The sequence below is a fragment of the Aeromicrobium sp. P2_G6 genome (genome assembly GCF_056403535.1).
The window spans coordinates 648716-665805 of record NZ_JBFUFH010000002.1; the positions used below are offsets into that span (position 1 = coordinate 648716).

A 17090-nucleotide genomic window follows, 5' to 3' on the forward strand; every position below is an offset into this window, starting at 1 on the left:
GAATGCCTCCTGCTCTCAGTCTCGGTGCGTCAGCGGGTGGGCATCAAGGCGCGGGGGCCCGCTGTGGATTGTTTGCTCGGTCAGCCAGGCCAGCACGTCGCGGCGCCAGTAGCGAACGGCACGGCCAACGCGGAAGCTGTGTGGGCCGGTGCCCAGGTGTCGCCAGTAGCGCAGGGTCGCCACAGGTGCGCGTACCAGGGCGGCGGCTTCGTCGATGGTCAGCAGTTCGTCACCGGTGTCGACGGCGTGGGTGATGTGCTCTGTCATGGTGTGCTCCTCGGTGAGGTGATTGATAGTCCCGAAGGCCGAGAAGCCGTCGGCGAGCGGCCAGATGACGGCAGATTTCTCGCCGCTGGGGGATTTCGCCCAGATCGACGCAGGCAACTCCGGACCATCGGAGACAATCTGACTCATCGATTTGCCTGCGATGCGTACGCAAATAGTCCTACTGTCAGGAAGTCACGAGGGAGCTGGCATTCACGGAAGCCGCGTGGACATCCATCGAGGGAGAGCTGCACTCCGGTGCGGTTTCGCTGGATCGACATCGCGAGCAACGGCAAAGGGAGTCCGTGGCGCGCCGAGGTGAATGGGTCGGGGGGCCCGCAGCCTACGTGGCATAACGAGAGGGAGACTCGGGATGCATCGTCAATTCACAAAACTACGACTGACGGGAGCCGCGATGTTCGCGGCGATCGCTGTCACCGCGTTGCTCGCCGCCACGCCGGCCGAGGCCGCGCCGAAGCCGCCGCCGGCACCCAACTGCGGGACCACCGTCATCAAGGACAACGGCTCGCCATGGATGTGCACATTCGTCGACACCTTCGACGGCAACAGACTGGACACGAGCAAGTGGATCGTGCAACAGACGTCCACGAGCGGCTATCAGAACGGTGGGGAGTGCTTCGTCAACAGCCCCAACAACGTGTCGGTGTCCGCGGGCTCGCTCTACCTCACCGCCCGGCGGGAGGCCAGCAGCTTCCAGTGCCAGTCGCCCGGCGGCAACTACCAGACGCAGTACACCAGCGGCATGGTCAGCACGTATGGCCGGTTCGCCCAGGCGTACGGCAGGTTCGAGATCCGGGCGAAGTTCCCCGCGGCACAGGTCGCCGGACTGCAGAGCGCGCTCTGGCTGTGGCCGGTCGACCCGTACAAGTACGGCGCCTGGCCCGGCTCGGGGGAGATCGACATCGCCGAGTTCTACTCGCAATACCCGGACCGGGTCATCCCCTACCTGCATTACAACTCGACCGCAGACGACACGACCGTGACGAACAACTACTGCATGATCACCGACGTCTCGGCCTTCCATTCCTACGTCGCGGAGTGGACGCCGACTGCGATCACGATCTCGTACGACGGGCAGACCTGCATGTCGCACACGCTGAGCGACGGCTCGAAGCCGTTCGACCAGCCGTTCATGGTGGCGCTGACGCAGGCACTGGGGCAGGGCACGAACGCGATGACCGACTCGACGCCGTTCCCGGCGACCACCGCGGTCGACTACGTGCGCGTCTGGAAGTGACCGTCAGAACTCGGGGAGCCGTGGAACGTACGGCTCCCCGAGCCTGGCAATCTCGTCCACTGGGAGCCGTGGGGCTCCTGTCACGCGTCCTCCACTGACGCGCCCGCACACCACGGTCGTCCCGCGCCCGGGCGATGCAGCATCATTCGCCGCTGGCGGGCGCATCGGTGACCAGAACATCGACGTAAGAGACCGCAGGAGTTAGCCGTTCGTGCCCGGCCCTGAGATGTGGTCTGACCACGCCTTCTCGGCCTCCTCCAGAGTCATCTCCTGGACACGGGAGTCTGGGATCTTGACCACGTAGAGCAGGGCGTCGGTCAACCACTTCGGGACAGGTTCGGGCTTGTCTGGCTCTGGTGTCGCCGTTAGGTCACGGGCCTGCTTGGCGAAGAGCTGCAGAACCTCCGAGAGTGCCTTGGTCTTGGGCGAGGAGCCGGCGTCGGCTACGCGCTGCCTAATCTCTGCGTAGACCTCGCTGTCCTTGCGGTACCCGACCGCCCATACCTCCGCCACTTCAATTAGGTAGTCGCCGGCCTCGTCCTGCTCGATGCGCCACACCACGCGCCAGTCACGGTCGCCGACGGTGATCTTGCGGTAGCCGATTAGTCCGCCCAGCAGAGGGTCGCCGGCGTTGGGGTCGCGCTCAATCTGGATCATCTTCTTCAGAGCCCAGCGCACGATCTGCGGGTCAGCCTTGAACAGTTGTTGCAGGTCCTCGACCGCATCGTCGGTCAGGCGCACGACGCACCCTGGGACATCAGGGTGCTTCTGCTTCTCAGCCATGCACTACTGCCAGCCCGAGACCGGGTGGTCGTGGTGGGTCACTCGCGGCCGGCGGCGATGTCCGCGTCGAGCTCGGCCTCGAGTTCGGACCGGTCGAGCCCGAAGGCGGCGATGGCGTCGTTCAGGGCGATGCGGTTGCCGGTATCGGTGAGCTCGCGCGCCAGCACGAGGGCGGCGGCGGCCAGGTCGGCCCGGACACGATGGAGCTCATCGAAGTGCTCCACGGAGATGACCGCAGCGACCGCTCGGCCGTGGCGCTCGACGATAATGTCCTCACCGCGTTCGGCGTCCTTGACCAGGCCCGCGACGCCGCGGCCGGTGGCTGCGGTGACGGACAGGGTCCGCTCGGGGTGCACGTCAGCGAAGATGGTCATGCCAGAACTGTACAGAAAACTGTCCAGAAAACAAGGATTAAAGGTACGCAACCTCACGCGCGTGCGCTGAGTCACGGCCCTTCGGAGACGGGCGCGAGGCAGCGCCTGACCGCCGCCAGTTGGCCAGGAAAGCGAGTTTTCCGAGCGCCAACGCCCCGACAGGCCGTTGTCATCGCTGGCATTCTCGCCGGGCGACGTGTCAACGACGTCCTCTAGGGCATCCGTACAGGTTTTCTCGTTTCGCTGACGCTGGTGTGAGGGGCGGAATAGTCTTTCCGGAAGAGAAGCGGCCCTTGGGTCTTTTAAGGAGTAGGTGCACATCGTGTTCAAGCGTCTAGTAGCCGCAGCATTTGTGACGGTCCTGACGGTCGTGGGAGTCGCGCCCGCGGCAACCGCTGCCCCCGGCGACCACGGCAACAATGGTGGCGGCGCATCGCAGCTCCGCATCGATTGGGACTGAGCAGCAACTGATCGGTCCCAGGGCACTCACCACGGTGGGTGCCCTTTGGCATGCCCGTGCGCAGCGCTCCGGCTCAGCGGGCAGCTTGGTGCCCGGCGGAGTTTGCCGGAGTCGCTGGTGTGAACCGGAACGGGGCTCCCGCGACTATCCCAAATCGGGCCCAAGATCAGATCGATTTAGACGCAGCAATACACCTAGTGGGAGGCATCCTCGGTTCGGAGATGACTCAACTGATGTCGGTCGATGGGGGCTGGCAGGTAGTGGTAACCGTCCCTCTAGCAGCTGGGTCGCGCTTCGAACTCGTGTTGGCAGCCTTCCACTTCTGGAGTGGCGCTCCCCGCAATGCCACGTGCGGCGCCCATCAACTTCCAGTCGAGTCCGTGCAGATTGATGGAGTCGCGGTTGTCTACCGACGAGACATGGAAGAACTGCACTGACGGAGAGTGGCTGTCGGTCAAGGTCGCATGTGTCCACCCAGGCGGATTCCGGGCACTGGGATCTTGCGTCTTTACGTCGCTTCAGCCGTCGGTTGCTCGGACCCGAAGCCGTACGACCTCTAGATGGACTTTTCGGATCTTTCGGCTGGTTCGTTGTTGAGTCGTGCAGAAACGATCGCCCCGCAGTAACCCTCGGGGGGGAGGTCACTGCGGGGCGGCCGTGTCGAGAATAGGGCGCTAGACCTTCGCCCGTGAACGAACGCCCCAAAAGGTGATCCATCACACACCGCGCTAACCGGCGGCGGCCTCGCTTGGGACCAGTTTCGTTTGGCGCGTCGAGATTCCAACGCTTGTACGACGCCCCCGGGAGACAAAACCCTGGACTCCCGGCCGTGGCCATCTCAACCGGGGGCGTCGCTGCGAGCCTAAGCCGACTGTCAAGAACCAACCCGTCCGCGAAATGTTCCCGGCCCGCGACAGCCGGCGCCTGACGCGGTCGCCGGATGCGTCCAAGGGCGCGGTCCCAGTCCACGACGCGAACCTGTTCCGGTCGGCGAAGCGGGTGACGTCGCCGACCTCGGTCAGAACCCGATGCCCGGTTCGCTCCTTGGCGGCTTGGTGTATCGGATGGCGGCCCCGTCGTTGCGCTTGCGGTTGACACGGTCCTCGTCGGTGACGAGTCGGGTGATGCGGGAGTCGAGCGCGGCGGTGGCGTGGTCGTCGGGCAGTGGTCCTTGGCGTATGGCGGTCTGGAGGAGGCGGCGGACGTCGTGGCCTTGTTGAACCAGATCGGCGAGTCGTTCGGCGAGGTAGGGCGTGTGGTTGTCGCGCCGTCCGACGACCTCGGTGAGGGGCTGGAGCCAATTTGCACCTTGCTGGTCGAGGTGCTGATTGACGCGTTGGTCGAGCCATTGTTGGTGTTCGCGGGCGGCGAAGTCGGCTTGTCGCGGACCAGTCGGGCGTCGGTCGCTGTCGGGTATGCCGTGGGCGGCACGCCACACCGCTACATCGCTCGCGAGACCGGAGGGGAGCGTGGCTATCGGTGCCATCCACTCGAGCCTTCCGTCCTCTGCTGACTCCCGTACATCCTTCGCGAGGTCGCTGACACGCTGGGCGCGTTCGGCCAGATAGGGACCCCAGGTCGGGTCGTTGATGAGCCGGGCGGGGACGGCGGGTAGCCAGGGGAGCGGACCGCCATCGGTGGGGGCGAGGGTATGGAGTCGCCAGCCGAGCACCAGCGCTGCGTCGTCGGCGTCGTCCAGTGGGCGGTAGGTGACGGCGGTGGTGAGGGTCTCGTGAGCGTCTGTTCCGCTTGATTCGATCAGCAGCAGTCGCACTGACAGTGACGCCCACCCGGGGACATCTGTGAGGCCAGGCAGCAGCGTCTCGGCCCGTTGCGCGACCTGGTGAACGCGATCGGATCCGATGAGGTCCTCGGCGGCGGCGAGCATTGCGTCGGCGTACCTGGTGGTCGCGTCGTGCAGCCGTGCCGCAGGGGAGGCTGTTTCGCGTGCCGTGGTGGTGGCGGAGACAGCGGCGCCGTCGTGGGCGATGATCGCCTCGAGTGTCTCGGTCGCAGTGGCCGGCACACGAGCTTCGGGTCGCAGCATCTGATGGAGATCACCGTCTCCGGTGACGGCCATGTGGACATGGTTGGCGTGGCGTCCGCGGGTCATCATCGTGTAGAGCATCTGGCGGGATTCGGCGCCGGTGATGATGCCGTGCATGGTGTCGGCGGTGAGCCCTTGGGCGGTGTGGACGGTCGAGGCGTAGCCGAGCTCGACGTGCTCAGAAACGTACGACGCGGGCAGCGTGACGTGGAGGGCGGAGCTCGCGTGGCGGGCAGTGACTGCCCCGTTGCGGACTTCGGTGATGGTCCAGCGGTCGCCGTTCTTGACCCAGTCCGTGGGACTGATCGCGAGCCTACGGTCGTTGCGCCGGGTGAGGATCGTGTCCCCAACGGAGGCTCGGTTGCTGTCGGCCAGCTCGACCTCGTCCTGCGGGGCTGCGTTGTTGAGTCGTGCTGTTTGGGCACGTTGGTTCAGCTCGGAGACGAGGTCGCGGGTGGGAGCGAGCATCAGCGAATCCAGTCCGGCAGCACGATCGTCCGACCAGGCTGCGAATACGGCCTCGGTGGTGCTGGTGGTGTCGCCGATGTGGACGCGGTCCTGGTCGAAGTAGTACCCGAGCGCTGCCGGGTCGCCGTCGCGCAGGGCCAGGGATGCGGCGGCTTCTGCCGGGTCGGTGAACCGCGTCAGCTCGTCCAGGCGGACCGCGCCGTGGCTGGTGGCGATGTCGCGTAACACGCCGCCGGCGCCGATGGAGGAGAGTTGTCGGTCGTCACCGATGAGCCGCACCGACGCACCGGTGCCGAGCGCGTGGACGATGACGCGTGCCAAGGTCAAGGTGTCGGCCATACCCGCCTCGTCGATGATTACCAGGGTGTCGGGGCCCATGGATAGCGACAGGGGAGAGGGGTGGCCGGTGTCGAGGTCGTGGGCGAGCTTGGCGAGGGTGTCCGACGCGATGCCGGCCTCGGCCTGAAGCGCGGACGCCGCCGCAGCCGATGGAGCGAGGCCTACGACGTGGCCGCAGGCGACGGCCCACGCGTTGGCGAGCGTTCGCATGGCGGTGGTCTTGCCGGAGCCCGCAGCGGCGATGGCGACCTGCACGCGGCGCCCGCTGCTCGCCAGGTTTCGTACCAGTTCTGCCTGTCCAGGGTTGAGGGTGACGCCGTTCGCAGCGCTCTCGAGCAGGGCCGTGGAGACCACTTCGGCGGCGATGGTTCGGCCGCCTCCGCGACCGGCCGCGGCCGTGATCTGTTGCTCGGCGTCGAGAATTCTTTGGCTGGTGAACAGGTCACGGCCGGCGTGCCGGTAGACGCTGGATCTGTCCGCGCGTCGAAGCTTCTCGGGGTCCGTGATCGGGTCGAGGTCGGGCGTCAGGTCGACCGACAAGCGGCCCAGGACGTCGTCGATCACCCACTCCACCACGGCATCGAGGTGACGGGCTTCGATGTCGGTGCCGCGCACCTGCCGCTGCGCTTCGGCGCGCACATGGGTGGGCTTCCAGGTCGCTCGGTGCGCTTCCAGCTCGGCGACCACACGCGAGGCGATCGCAGGCACCCAGGCCGTCGACACAACTGCCCGATCAGTGACGACCGGGTTGAGGGCAGTGGTGACCATGTCGTCGACTGCGGTCTGTGATCCGAGGATGTCGGCGGCCTCGGTCCGCCATGTGGCCCGCTGCTCGGCCAGCGAGCGTGGCTCGTGCTTGGCAGCCCTCGTCTCGAGGTTCGCCTGCTGCGCCAAGGCAATCGCCTCGGTAGGGGCCGGGGGACGCCCGTGCGTCTGCTGGAAGTCGGCAGCCAGTTCCCTACGGCGTACGTCGATGTCGCGGCGGCGCTTCGACCATTGCTGGTTCAGGGACGGGGCGACGCCGATGATCTCCCGCACCGGCCGTTTCTCGCGATCGTTGCTGGGTCGTTCGTCAAACCGGACTCCGAGCGCCTCGGACAGGTGGCGCTCGAGCGCGGTGTTGTACGTCTCAGACGCCGCGACCGCCGACTCATAGAGCACGCGCCCGTAGATGGCGAGCCAATTGCCGCCGCGGGTTTGGACCTTGTTCGCCACTGCCACGTGGGTGTGGAGGTCGGGGTCGCCAGCCCGGGAATCGCGATGCGTGAACGCCGCCGCGATCAACCCACGTGTCTCGACCTGCCGCGCGCCGTCCAGGCCCTCGCGGGTAAACAACGCCTCCCGCTCGATGAATCTCAACGCATCGGACACCGCTGCCTGGTGCGCTCGTTCGATCACCACGGCCACCTCACGAGGAGCAACAGCCCATAGCGTCGAAACCGACTTGACGGGAGAGAACGTCAGGTCGAATCCAGCCACAGCGGTACGCGGTGGGCGGGAGTACCGCTTCACTGCTGCGTCCAGCTCGCGGGGGTTGGCCGGCTCTCGACCGTGCTCCTCCACGAAGAACTCTCTAGCAACTTCAGTGCGAGCGCGGGCACGAATGTCTGGCGAAGCCGTCGGGGTGAGCTCGTCCCCGGCGCTCAGGGACCGCGTCCGAAGCCCCACCTCGGCCCGAAAATCCTCAGCGAGCTGGTTGTCATACAGCCGGTACGGCCTGCCCAACCGCTCGCCCGACACCGGGTCGAGACCATTGCCGAGCAGCTGAACCATCTGATCGGCCGTCACGACGTCGCCCGCCTCGATGCCGTCGATCCCAGCCAACCCTGAGCCCATCCAGACGCCCGGGGATTCGCCCTTCGCCGAGTAGTAGTCCGCCAGTGTGGCGTGACCCTTCTCGGTCGAATCCATCGCGGCGACCTGTCGGGTCAAGTACTCGTACCCAGAGCCCGCCGAAAGCTTGTGCAACGTCATGGTCACGGTCCCCAAGGCCGAGAAATCAGCGCGAGTGGCCACTTGAGGCATCCTCAATGGAAGAGGTGTGTCGATGTTCGCTTGTTCGGATTCGGGGAGGGAACAATCGCGCCGAGACACCTCAGCACTGACGTGGGCCATGGTCTACATGGCGAACGAAGTTGATTTTGCCGTCTTGAGTGCCGGACGCGAGCTGCGTGCGCACTTCTTCACAGGTTGTTGCTCAGGAGGTCATGTTGGTGTCGGCCCAGGCGGCCTTGGCGCCGCTCTCCCCGATCCGGACCACTTGCACGGTTGTGCCTACCACCGCGATGACGCTCAGAACCGCGAGAGCGATCGGGATCGAACCGTGCACGGATTTGCCTCGTTCACGTCGCTGGACGGCATAGCTGATGGAGGCCACGAGAGCCAAGCCGATCATCCATGGCAGCAGCCCGTCTGCTAGGTGGGTGTGCCTCTTCAGGAGCGGTGAGTGGGCGACGTGCCGTTCAAGTGTCTCCCCGGTCGAGGTAGAGAGGGGCACTAGCGCCAGTCCGATAAGGCTGACGGCTGACGGCAGGGGGCCCGCCCATGTTCGGAATCGTGGCCACAGCGAGGCCATGAGAACAGTCAGCGCGGCAAGGGGGACGAGGACGACGGTCGCATGCACGATCAGCGGATGCAATGGCAGACCATGGAAGTCGTTCGGCATCAGACGTCCTCAGAGTCGGCGGAGTTGGTCAGCGGCATGTAAAGGAACCTAGGGCCGGGTACCTGATTGAAACCTGAACGCCGCGGTTCGTGTGGGTCAAGCCGTTCAGCTCCACAAGCGGATCAACTGAAAGCAGATCAGTGCACACAGCAGGGCGGCACTGAGTAGCAGGTCACGACGCACCCGCCGGCTTGCGCCAAAGCGTCGGCCGTGGTGGTTTCCGGGTCGTCGGCCGCTGGCATTCACGGTTCCACGATGCAGGTGGTGACCTGCACACGACCTGATCGATGAGGAGCCGATCAGAGAGATGTGGACCCTCAGACGCCTTCAGTGATCACGATGCCGTCGGTGACGAAGCGGGCAAGGATGCCGATCAACACGACCGCCACAAGGTCGGCACGCCTGGCCTTCGCCACGACTCCCAACGCAGCTGGACACCCTAGACCGCGTCGAGCTCGTCCTCCGGAAGTTCGGCGTCCCGAACGGGGCCGTGCGCACCCTCGGTGTCGCTGTGCGTGTCAGCGACACACGTGACCAGGGCGGCGAAGATCAGCAGGGCCAGCCCGGTCACGGTCCCGTCACCCCAGCCGAGTCCACCTGCTGCGTGCGACTTGCCGAGCCAGTCGGCCACCGACGCGCCAAGTGGGCGAGTCAGCACGTATGCCGCCCAGAACGCGATGGTGGCGTCGAGCCCGACTCGCCACAAGGCCAACGGCACGAGGATAAGGATTCCGAACAGCACGATCGACCACGCGAACCCGAGACCGATCTCGATGGCGGTCGCGTCCCCAACTGCTGTCCCCAGGCCGAAGGTGAGCAGGACGGCACCCCAGTAGAAGCGTTCGCGACGACTGGTCGTGATCGAGTGGACCGAGAGTGTGCCTTCGCTGGCTTTCCACCATGCGAGGAGCCCGCACAGGAGGACCAAGTAGATCGCAGAGTCCACCGCGTACGTAGTGCCGAGTGCCACGTGCGGGCCGTCGGCGATCATCGTGCCGAACAGTGCGACGCTCAGGACCGTGGTCCAGTAGCGGACCGGGTGGTATGCCTCGGCTCGCAGCTGCAACCACAAGACCACGAAGAATCCGCCGATCCCGATCACGGCGGCCAAAGGAATGCTGACAGACCCGAGGAAGTCGGCGCCGGCTTCTCCCATCCCGGTGGTCAGCAGCTTGATGATCCAGAAGAGGAGGAAGACCTCGGGGACCTTGGTCGCGCGGAAGGTTCGTGTGGGCACGGGACAGGACGCTAGGCGTCCGCACCTGATTGCAACCTGACCGTCACGCCGTCACGCACTGACTGCACGTGAGCGACGGTTACGGATGTACCCGACGCTTGCGGGGACGACTGACAGGCCGGCGAGCCCAATGGTGATGAGCTCGATGTGGGTCGCGACGAACGTGATGCCGCCGAAGAGATAACCGGCTGTCACGATCAGCACCGACCAAGCGGCGGCGCCGAGGACGTTGTATGTGCTGAAGCGGCGTCGCGGCATGTGCGCGATCCCGGCGACGGCGGGCACGAATGTGCGTACAACCGGGACGAATCTCGCCAGGATCACCGCACCGGAGCCGTGGGTGTCGAAGAACTGGCGAGCGTGGTCTGCGTTGGCTTGGGAGAAGAGTCGCGAGTTCGGACGCGAGAACAGCCGCGGTCCGAGCCGCCTTCCGATGGAGTAGCCCACTTGGTCACCGACCACGGCGGCCACGAAGACGCCGAGGCCGAGCAACCAGATCGGAAGGCCGATGACGCGCGAGGCGACGAGGGCGCCGGCGAGGAACAGCAGTGAGTCTCCCGGCAGGAAGAAGCCGACCAGCAGTCCGCTCTCGGCGAAGACGACCGCCATGACCAGCAGCAGCGCGGCAGGGCCGAGGGAGTACAGCAGCGGAGTCAGGATGGCGATCATGGCGTCACGCTAGGTGCGCGAACCTGATCGCCGCCTGATCGCACGGGAGACGGAGCCAGGTCCCCAGATCTTGCTGGCGAGGTCGACAAGAGCCAGTATCGCGACCGCCAGAAGCCAGGATGCGATGATGTCGCTGGCCCAGTGGTAGCCCAGATAGAGGCGGCTCAGGCCGATCCCGATCGCGAGCAACGCCAGGCCGCAGGTGAGAGCGATGCGCTGTCGGCGCGAGCGGAGCAACGGGAGGAACAAGATCGCCACCAGCCCGAGGAACACTGCGGAGTTGAGGGTGTGACCGGACGGGAAGGAATACGTGTGGTCGACGGCTCCGAGTCGGATTCCTGGGCCCGGGCGATGTCGTGCCACGAGCTGCTTGACCCCGAGTGTCAGGGAGGCGGACATGCCCATGGCGACTGCGGCGCAGATGGCGAAGAACGGGCCGCGCCGCTCGAGCAGGGCGATGATCAGCAGCAAGGCCAGCAAGCCGACGACCGCCTCGCTGCCGATCAAGGTCAGAAGCTTGGCGGCGGCGGTCAGTGGATCCGATCGCACGTCGACTGCATCGGCAGCGACGTGTGGATCGATGAAAGCTGAGACACCGTCGTGCTCGCGGGCGGAGTCGGCGAGCGCAAGCACTCCGGCAATCGAAGCTGCGACCAGGGTGGCGGTGAGGGTTGTGAGTCGAGCCGGTTCGTACATGTGGAGCCTCAAATGGGGGCCCCGCCCACACCATCGGGGCGGTCTGGACGGGGCAGTTCGGATGGTCAGACGGGTGCGGTTACCAGTTCGCGGTCCTCGCGCCGGGCCTTGACGGTGAACCAGACAACGCACGCAACGATGATCGCGATGAACAGGGCGCTGGTGCCGTTGGTGCCCAGGCCCAGGCCGCCGTCCTTGGTCGGCGCAGTCAGGAAGTCGCCCATCGAGGCGCCGAACGGCCGGGTGATGACGTACGCCGCCCAGAACGCCAGGACGGCGTTGGTCCTGAAGCCGTAGTAGATCGCGGTGATCGCGGCGATGACCCCGCCGAAGATGAGCGCGGACGGGAAGTAGCCGACGGCGAGCTTCTCGGCGATCAAATCGCCGGCGGACGTACCCAACGCAAAGGTGAACAGGATCGCGAGCCAGTAGAACGCCTCGCGCCGGCGGGTCACGATCGAGTGGATCGAGAGCGTGCGCTCGCTGCGGAACCAGGCGACGAACGAGACGATGAGCCCCGCGCCGAAGAGTGCCGTGGTGGTCCACAGACTGACCCCGAAGTTGTCGACGAGGTTGTCGGAGAACAGGGTCCCGACCACGCTGATCAGCACCACGGCAAGCCAGTAGATCGACGGGATGTACCGCCGAACGGTGAACTGGACGACCAGCACGGCGGCCAGCAGCAGGGCCATGATGGCGGTGGTGGCCGAGAGGCCGAGGCCGACGTTCTCGTTGAGGTAGTCGGCTGCGGTCTCTCCGACGGTGGTCGACAGGATCTTGACCACCCAGAACAAGATGGTGACCTCAGGGACCTTGTTGAGCAAGGTGCGGGTCCAGGCTCCGGGGTCGAGATGGCTCGCCTCACGGCTGGACGTCGGTGCAGGTGATTGAGTCATGCGCTACACCTTGTGCGGAGCCACCTGCCAAGAACCTGACTGATGTTCTAGGAGCGAGGCAAGGTGTTCTAGGAGCGAGGCAAGGTGAGGGTGAAGGTCGTCGGGCAACTTGGCGACGTCACGTTCACGTCGCCGCCCAGCGTGCGCGCGACGCGTCGCGACAGGGCCAGGCCTAGCCCTGCACCGTCTGAATCGATCCCGCGCTCGCCGGACCGGAAGATGGACTCCACATCGTCGGCGGCGATTCCGACGCCGTCGTCGCTCACCATGATCTCGATCGAGCGTTCGTGGGTGACTGTCCGGAACTCGACAGAGGTACGCGCATGGATGAACGCGTTCTCGACAATGGGCCCCAGAGCGCGTGCGGCCAGCTCGGCCGGCACCGAAATCTCCACGTCCTCCCCATCGTGAGTCGAGACGGTCAGTCCCGGCCTGTCAGGGCGATGCTCGAGAACTTCGTTGACGAGGGCTGTCGCCGTCGTGCGGGTGTCGAGACGAGCATCGTTGCGGGCGATCGCGAGCAGCGAGGTGATGGTGGTGCTCATGCGGTCGACGAGGGCCACGACTCGGTCGAGTCGCTCGGTGATCACGGGGCCGGGCGAGGCCATGATGGTGAGCTCTGCTTCACCACGGATGGCGGTCAGCGGGGTCCGGAGCTCGTGAGCCAGCTCGGAGGTCAGCTGCTGTTCGCTGCGCAGCGCGCCGGCCACGCGGTCGAGGAGCACATTGAGCGTTCGGCCAAGTCGGCCGAACTCGTCGTCAGCTGCGGTCGTGTCGAACCTGGACTCGAGGTCATGCTCGCTCCAGTCCCGGGCCTGGGCTGCCATCGACTCGACTGGTCCCAAGGTGCGCTTGACCGTCCATGCAGCGATCGCCGCTGAGCCGCCTGTCACAGTGAACGTGAGCGCGAGCAGGCCCAGCAGCGTGAGGTTGCGGGTGGACTCATACGGCTCGAGCGGCGCCTCGACGACCACGACAGCCTCCACTTTCCCGTCGCGTCGTACCGGCCCGGCGAGGAAGGAACGCTCGTGCCGGTCCAGCCGGGTCTGCTTGCGCACGGCGGACAGCGACTCCGCAGTCGATGTGAGCCGCTGGCCCACCCGGGGACCTTCGACGAGGGTGCCGTCCGCCTCGTAGATCCATGTGGTGTCATCGATCGTGTCGTCAGGAGTCTCCAGCGCCGTCACAGTTCCGTCAGGTCCGACCTTGACCGTCGACGAGACAGCTGTGAGCTGATCGCGCAGCCGGGCTTCGATGTTCTTGTTCGTCAACGCAGACAGCACGAGCATGACCGTGACCACCATCGCGGCCATCGCGACGGCCGTGACGACCAGAGTCGTCCAGACGATCCGGGAGATGAGAGTGCGCTGCGAGAACCTCATCGAAGAGTGAACCCCACTCCACGGACTGTCGTCAGCTCGACCGACGAGTCGATCGACGCGAGCTTGACCCGAATACGCCGGACGTACGAGTCGATCGTGTTCTCGCTGACGATGGCGCCATCTGGCCACGCCGCGGCGACGGCCGCGCGCCGGCGGGTGATCGTACTGGGATCGGCGGCGATCGCGGCCAACAGACGGAACTCCGTCGGCGTCAACGTTGCCTCCCGGCCGCCTGCGTCGACCGAGAGCCGGTCAGGGTGGAGCGTCAAGCCACTGATGGAAACGGGTTCGGATCGACTCCGACGGAGTAGCGCGGCGACGCGCACCAGAACTTCCGAGATCGCGAACGGTTTGACCACGTAGTCGTCGCCGCCGGCGTGGAAGCCCGCGACTCGATCATGGACCCCGTCGAAGGCCGTCAGGAACAGGACTGGGGCGTGCTGCCCACCGGCGCGCAACGCCTGGCAGACGTCGCGCCCGTCGGCATCGGGGAGTCCGACATCGAGAATCAGCACTTCGACCCCACTTCGCACGCCGAGATTGTCCACCGCCTCCCGCCCGTTGCGGGCGATCACGACCTCGTGCCCGTTCATCTTGAGCGCGTCGGTGAGGACGCGACGGACGTCGAAATCGTCCTCGCAGATGCCGACCAAAGTCATGCCGCCATCGTGCACCACGGCGCCTCGCCACGTCGCATGGTTCGTCCGCGCAGTCAGGTCGCGTGCAGGTTCGGGGCAGCAATCTGGCCCCATGACAGCCTTGGCTCTTCCGGTTCCCCGGTTGCCGGCTGCTCGCGCTTCACAACTTCCGACCTGGACGACCGGTGCCTCGATCGCGGCCGCCGTGAGCGCCCGTCTACCTTTCCTGGGACACGCCGCCAGCCCCGACGAAGGTGGATTCCTGATCGTCGGCGCCCAGTGGCACGGCGCCAGCGGATCGTTGTATGGCAAGTACTGGGTCGACCGTCCACCCCTGCTCATCACGATCTTTCGTGCCGCCTCGGCACTGGGAGGGCTGACGGCCCTTCGCCTCATCGGGTGCGTTGCGGTGGCGCTCGTAGTGCTCGGGGTGGCTCGTGCCGCTGAGATGATCGGCGGCCAGGCTGCCGCCCAGTGGGCCGCGCTCACGGCTGCCGGTCTCAGCATGAGTCCGCTCCTGGGCGGATATGAGGTCAACGGTGAGCTGCTGGCAGCACCCTTCGTGCTCGGGGGTGTCATCTGCGTACTGGCCGGGCTGCGCGCCGTTCGCGGCAAGGAGGCCGTCGCGCGTTCAGCAGCGGCAGGCGCACTGGCTATCTCCGCCATGCTCATCAAGCAAAACCTGGCAGACGCGGCAGCCTTCGGATTCGTCGCTCTGATCGTCGCCGTCTGGCGCGGCGAGCTGAGTCGCCGGCGCTTCTGGACGATGGCCGCCGGAGCTGTCGGCGGTGCTGCGACAGTCATCTCGGTGCTGGCCCTGTGGACCGTCGAGCACGGGACATCGCTGGTTGAGGTTTTCGATGCGATGTACCCCTTCCGGCTCCGGGCCGACGCTGTCCAGGCAGCCGGAGGCCGCGCTCACTCCTCGGTCAGGCTTCACGAGCTGTTGATCGCCGTGGCTGCCAGCGGACTCGCCTTCGTTCTGCTCGCGCTGATCCACTATGTGGTGGCGCGCCGCCGGCACGACACCTCCTTCTTGGCGCTGGTGGCGATGACTGTGTTCGCCGGCATCTCGGTGCTGCTCGGCGGCAACTACTGGCACCACTACCTCGTCGAGCTCACTGCGCCGCTATCGATCGCTGCCGGTGTCCTGGTGGCCCGTCAGGGCTTCGCCGCCCGGAAAGTCATCGCATACGTGCTTCTGGCCGGATCCGTCGCATGGGGTGCGAGCTTGGTCCGGCCGCAGGGGACTGATGCAAGGTCCGTGGGACAGGCCATCGCGACCTCCTCCATGCCGAACGACACGATCGTGAACGCCTGGGGCAACGCCGACCTGACGTTCGCATCGGGCCTGACCTCGCCGTATACGCAGCTCTGGAGCCTCCCGGTCAAGACGATCGACCCTCAGCTCACCCAGTTGGACGCCGTCCTTCGTGGACCTGAGCCGCCGACCTGGTTCGTGATCCGCAAGCACGTCCACTCCTGGGGACTTGACACTGCACAGACCGGCTTGATTCTCGATCACGACTACCACCGGGTCGCCCGCCTCTGCGGCCACGCCATCTTCCTGCGAAACGGGGTCGACCGGCCCACACCTCGCATCGTCGGCGACTGCCGGGGTGCCACCACGCCACTCGTCACGATGAAGGAACTCATCCCATGAACCCAGTGGTCATTATCCCGACCTACAACGAGGCGCTCGGCGTCCGGATCTTGCTCGACACGGTGCTGCGCACAGCCCCGGACATCGAAATCCTCGTCGTCGACGACAGCAGTCCGGACGGCACCGGAGAGGTCGTGAAGGCGCATCCGAAGTATCCCACCCAGATCCACCTCTTGACCCGGCCTCAGAAGGACGGGCTCGGCGCGGCCTACCGCGCCGGATTCGCCTGGGCCCTGGATCGCGGCCACGACGTGATTGTCCAGATGGACGCCGACCTGTCACATCCGCCCGCCAAGATCCCGGAACTCGTCGCTGCCCTTGAGCAGACCGACATTGCGATCGGGTCGCGCTACGTCAAGGGCGGTGGCGTCGGCAACTGGACCTTGCGCCGGCGTCTCATCTCACGGGCAGGCAACGCCTACGTCCGCATCGTCCTGGGTCTGCGGGTGCGGGACGCCACGGCAGGGTTCCGAGCCTTCCGCCGCGACGCCCTCGTGAAGCTTGGAGCGCTGGGATCACAGTCGAGCGGCTACTCGTTCCAGATCGAGAACACCTGGCGGACTGCCCGCCTCGGCCTGAGCACCACCGAAGTTCCCATCACCTTCACAGACCGCACGATAGGTGTGTCGAAGATGTCACCAGAAATCGTCCGAGAGGCGGTGCTCCGGGTTCTGGCGTGGCGCTGGCACGAGCTCCGCCACGGCCGGCGTACGGTCGCTGGGGCGAGGGCAGAACGGACGATCGATGCTCGTGTTTGATCGCATTGCTGGTCGTCTGTCGAGTCCCGAGGTCGTCAGCTTCCTTGCTGTGGGCGGTGTCGGGTACATCGTCGACATTTCCGCCTTCAACTGCCTTCGGTCGGCTCCGGTCTTCGTCGCCCTGGATCCGTCGGTAGCAAAGACTGTCGCCGTAGGCCTCGCCATGGTCGTGACGTACATCGGCAATCGAGCCGTCACGTGGCGCGGCGCAAGTGCCGGTGGCCGTCACCGTGAGGTCGCGCTTTTCGTCCTCTTCAACGTCATCGGCCTCGGGCTCTCCGTCCTAACTCTGGCGATTTCGCACGACGTACTCGGCTTGACCAGCAGAGTCTCCGACAACATCTCAGCGAATGTCATCGGGCTTGGTCTCGGCACCTTGTTCCGATACTGGTCTTACAAGCGATTCGTCTTTGCGACCGCGGAACCTGATCCAGGTGCGATTCGAGGCCGACAGGTGAAGTCCTGGTCATAGCGAGGGTTGCTCCCGCGCTCC

Annotated in this window: 17 protein-coding genes; 5 read left to right on the forward strand and 12 right to left on the reverse strand. The window is 65.8% G+C overall.

What is annotated here, in order from left to right; genetic code table 11:
- Positions 1–15: 15 nt before the first annotated feature.
- The gene (locus AC1DVU_RS09675) at positions 16–414 is read right to left on the reverse strand and encodes a helix-turn-helix transcriptional regulator (protein ID WP_476922221.1); all 399 of its coding nucleotides are present in this window, start codon (positions 412–414) and stop codon (positions 16–18) included.
- Positions 415–637: 223 nt separating this feature from the next.
- Between AC1DVU_RS09675 and AC1DVU_RS09680 the strand changes: the two genes are divergently transcribed.
- Positions 638–1522, forward strand: coding sequence for a glycoside hydrolase family 16 protein (locus tag AC1DVU_RS09680; protein ID WP_476922222.1), 885 nt, complete (start codon positions 638–640; stop codon positions 1520–1522).
- A gap of 201 nt (positions 1523–1723) precedes the next feature.
- Here AC1DVU_RS09680 and AC1DVU_RS09685 read toward each other — a convergent pair whose 3' ends face one another.
- Both AC1DVU_RS09685 and AC1DVU_RS09690 read right to left on the reverse strand, forming a co-directional pair.
- Positions 1724–2305 (reverse strand): type II toxin-antitoxin system RelE/ParE family toxin, encoded by a 582-nt coding sequence (locus AC1DVU_RS09685; protein ID WP_476922223.1) that lies wholly within the window; start codon positions 2303–2305, stop codon positions 1724–1726.
- A gap of 38 nt (positions 2306–2343) precedes the next feature.
- Complete coding sequence (locus tag AC1DVU_RS09690; protein ID WP_476922224.1) at positions 2344–2679, reverse strand: type II toxin-antitoxin system prevent-host-death family antitoxin; 336 nt, start codon at positions 2677–2679, stop codon at positions 2344–2346.
- A 322-nt stretch (positions 2680–3001) separates the two neighbouring features.
- Here AC1DVU_RS09690 and AC1DVU_RS09695 point away from each other — a divergent pair, with 322 nt between their 5' ends.
- Positions 3002–3139 carry a hypothetical protein gene (locus AC1DVU_RS09695; protein WP_476921766.1) on the forward strand — a complete coding sequence of 46 codons (138 nt, stop codon included), beginning with the start codon at positions 3002–3004 and terminating at the stop codon, positions 3137–3139.
- Positions 3140–3867: 728 nt separating this feature from the next.
- Here the strand turns inward: AC1DVU_RS09695 and AC1DVU_RS09700 are convergent.
- The 9 genes from AC1DVU_RS09700 to AC1DVU_RS09740 all read right to left on the reverse strand — a co-directional run bounded on the left by AC1DVU_RS09700 (position 3868) and on the right by AC1DVU_RS09740 (position 14197).
- Positions 3868–4200 carry a transposase gene (locus AC1DVU_RS09700; protein ID WP_476922470.1) on the reverse strand — a complete coding sequence of 111 codons (333 nt, stop codon included), beginning with the start codon at positions 4198–4200 and terminating at the stop codon, positions 3868–3870.
- The gene (mobF, locus tag AC1DVU_RS09705; RefSeq protein ID WP_476922225.1) at positions 4158–7967 is read right to left on the reverse strand and encodes a MobF family relaxase; all 3810 of its coding nucleotides are present in this window, start codon (positions 7965–7967) and stop codon (positions 4158–4160) included. The genes AC1DVU_RS09700 and mobF overlap by 43 nt, the downstream gene beginning before the upstream one ends.
- Positions 7968–8190: 223 nt before the next feature.
- Positions 8191–8658: a DUF2231 domain-containing protein gene (locus tag AC1DVU_RS09710; protein ID WP_476922226.1), complete on the reverse strand. Its 468-nt coding sequence runs from the start codon at positions 8656–8658 to the stop codon at positions 8191–8193.
- 439 nt (positions 8659–9097) lie between these two features.
- Positions 9098–9895 carry a COG4705 family protein gene (locus AC1DVU_RS09715; protein ID WP_476922227.1) on the reverse strand — a complete coding sequence of 266 codons (798 nt, stop codon included), beginning with the start codon at positions 9893–9895 and terminating at the stop codon, positions 9098–9100.
- A gap of 51 nt (positions 9896–9946) precedes the next feature.
- Entirely contained in the window at positions 9947–10564 is a 618-nt protein-coding gene (locus AC1DVU_RS09720; RefSeq protein WP_476922228.1) for a VTT domain-containing protein, read from the reverse strand.
- Between the two features lie 9 nt (positions 10565–10573).
- Positions 10574–11260 carry a phosphatase PAP2 family protein gene (locus AC1DVU_RS09725; RefSeq protein WP_476922229.1) on the reverse strand — a complete coding sequence of 229 codons (687 nt, stop codon included), beginning with the start codon at positions 11258–11260 and terminating at the stop codon, positions 10574–10576.
- A 65-nt stretch (positions 11261–11325) separates the two neighbouring features.
- Positions 11326–12156, reverse strand: coding sequence for a COG4705 family protein (locus AC1DVU_RS09730; RefSeq protein ID WP_476922230.1), 831 nt, complete (start codon positions 12154–12156; stop codon positions 11326–11328).
- Positions 12157–12224: 68 nt separating this feature from the next.
- Positions 12225–13538 (reverse strand): sensor histidine kinase, encoded by a 1314-nt coding sequence (locus tag AC1DVU_RS09735; RefSeq protein ID WP_476922231.1) that lies wholly within the window; start codon positions 13536–13538, stop codon positions 12225–12227.
- Positions 13535–14197 (reverse strand): response regulator transcription factor, encoded by a 663-nt coding sequence (locus AC1DVU_RS09740; RefSeq protein ID WP_476922232.1) that lies wholly within the window; start codon positions 14195–14197, stop codon positions 13535–13537. The genes AC1DVU_RS09735 and AC1DVU_RS09740 overlap by 4 nt, the downstream gene beginning before the upstream one ends.
- A 91-nt stretch (positions 14198–14288) precedes the next feature.
- On the opposite strand from AC1DVU_RS09740, the gene AC1DVU_RS09745 reads away from it, so the two are divergent.
- Genes AC1DVU_RS09745 through AC1DVU_RS09755 form a run of 3 tightly spaced genes read left to right on the forward strand, consistent with a single transcriptional unit; the run spans position 14289 to position 17069 of the window.
- Complete coding sequence (locus AC1DVU_RS09745) at positions 14289–15839, forward strand: hypothetical protein (RefSeq protein WP_476922233.1); 1551 nt, start codon at positions 14289–14291, stop codon at positions 15837–15839.
- Positions 15836–16597 carry a polyprenol monophosphomannose synthase gene (locus AC1DVU_RS09750; RefSeq protein WP_476922234.1) on the forward strand — a complete coding sequence of 254 codons (762 nt, stop codon included), beginning with the start codon at positions 15836–15838 and terminating at the stop codon, positions 16595–16597. The genes AC1DVU_RS09745 and AC1DVU_RS09750 overlap by 4 nt, the downstream gene beginning before the upstream one ends.
- On the forward strand, positions 16584–17069 hold the full coding sequence (locus tag AC1DVU_RS09755) for a GtrA family protein (protein WP_476922235.1): 486 nt from the start codon (positions 16584–16586) through the stop codon (positions 17067–17069). The genes AC1DVU_RS09750 and AC1DVU_RS09755 overlap by 14 nt, the downstream gene beginning before the upstream one ends.
- Positions 17070–17090 lie beyond the last annotated feature (21 nt).

Excerpts from the sequence above, each read along its gene's own strand:
- AC1DVU_RS09675 (WP_476922221.1), bottom strand. The coding sequence starts at position 414 with ATGAGTCAGATTGTCTCCGATGGTCCGGAGTTGCCTGCGTCGATCTGG.
- AC1DVU_RS09750 (WP_476922234.1), top strand. The coding sequence starts at position 15,836 with ATGAACCCAGTGGTCATTATCCCGACCTACAACGAGGCGCTCGGCGTC.
- AC1DVU_RS09720 (WP_476922228.1), bottom strand. The coding sequence starts at position 10,564 with ATGATCGCCATCCTGACTCCGCTGCTGTACTCCCTCGGCCCTGCCGCG.
- mobF (WP_476922225.1), bottom strand. The coding sequence starts at position 7,967 with ATGACGTTGCACAAGCTTTCGGCGGGCTCTGGGTACGAGTACTTGACC.
- AC1DVU_RS09755 (WP_476922235.1), top strand. The coding sequence starts at position 16,584 with ATGCTCGTGTTTGATCGCATTGCTGGTCGTCTGTCGAGTCCCGAGGTC.
- AC1DVU_RS09745 (WP_476922233.1), top strand. The coding sequence starts at position 14,289 with ATGACAGCCTTGGCTCTTCCGGTTCCCCGGTTGCCGGCTGCTCGCGCT.
- AC1DVU_RS09735 (WP_476922231.1), bottom strand. The coding sequence starts at position 13,538 with ATGAGGTTCTCGCAGCGCACTCTCATCTCCCGGATCGTCTGGACGACT.
- AC1DVU_RS09690 (WP_476922224.1), bottom strand. The coding sequence starts at position 2,679 with ATGACCATCTTCGCTGACGTGCACCCCGAGCGGACCCTGTCCGTCACC.
- AC1DVU_RS09685 (WP_476922223.1), bottom strand. The coding sequence starts at position 2,305 with ATGGCTGAGAAGCAGAAGCACCCTGATGTCCCAGGGTGCGTCGTGCGC.
- AC1DVU_RS09710 (WP_476922226.1), bottom strand. The coding sequence starts at position 8,658 with ATGCCGAACGACTTCCATGGTCTGCCATTGCATCCGCTGATCGTGCAT.
- AC1DVU_RS09725 (WP_476922229.1), bottom strand. The coding sequence starts at position 11,260 with ATGTACGAACCGGCTCGACTCACAACCCTCACCGCCACCCTGGTCGCA.
- AC1DVU_RS09740 (WP_476922232.1), bottom strand. The coding sequence starts at position 14,197 with ATGACTTTGGTCGGCATCTGCGAGGACGATTTCGACGTCCGTCGCGTC.
- AC1DVU_RS09730 (WP_476922230.1), bottom strand. The coding sequence starts at position 12,156 with ATGACTCAATCACCTGCACCGACGTCCAGCCGTGAGGCGAGCCATCTC.
- AC1DVU_RS09680 (WP_476922222.1), top strand. The coding sequence starts at position 638 with ATGCATCGTCAATTCACAAAACTACGACTGACGGGAGCCGCGATGTTC.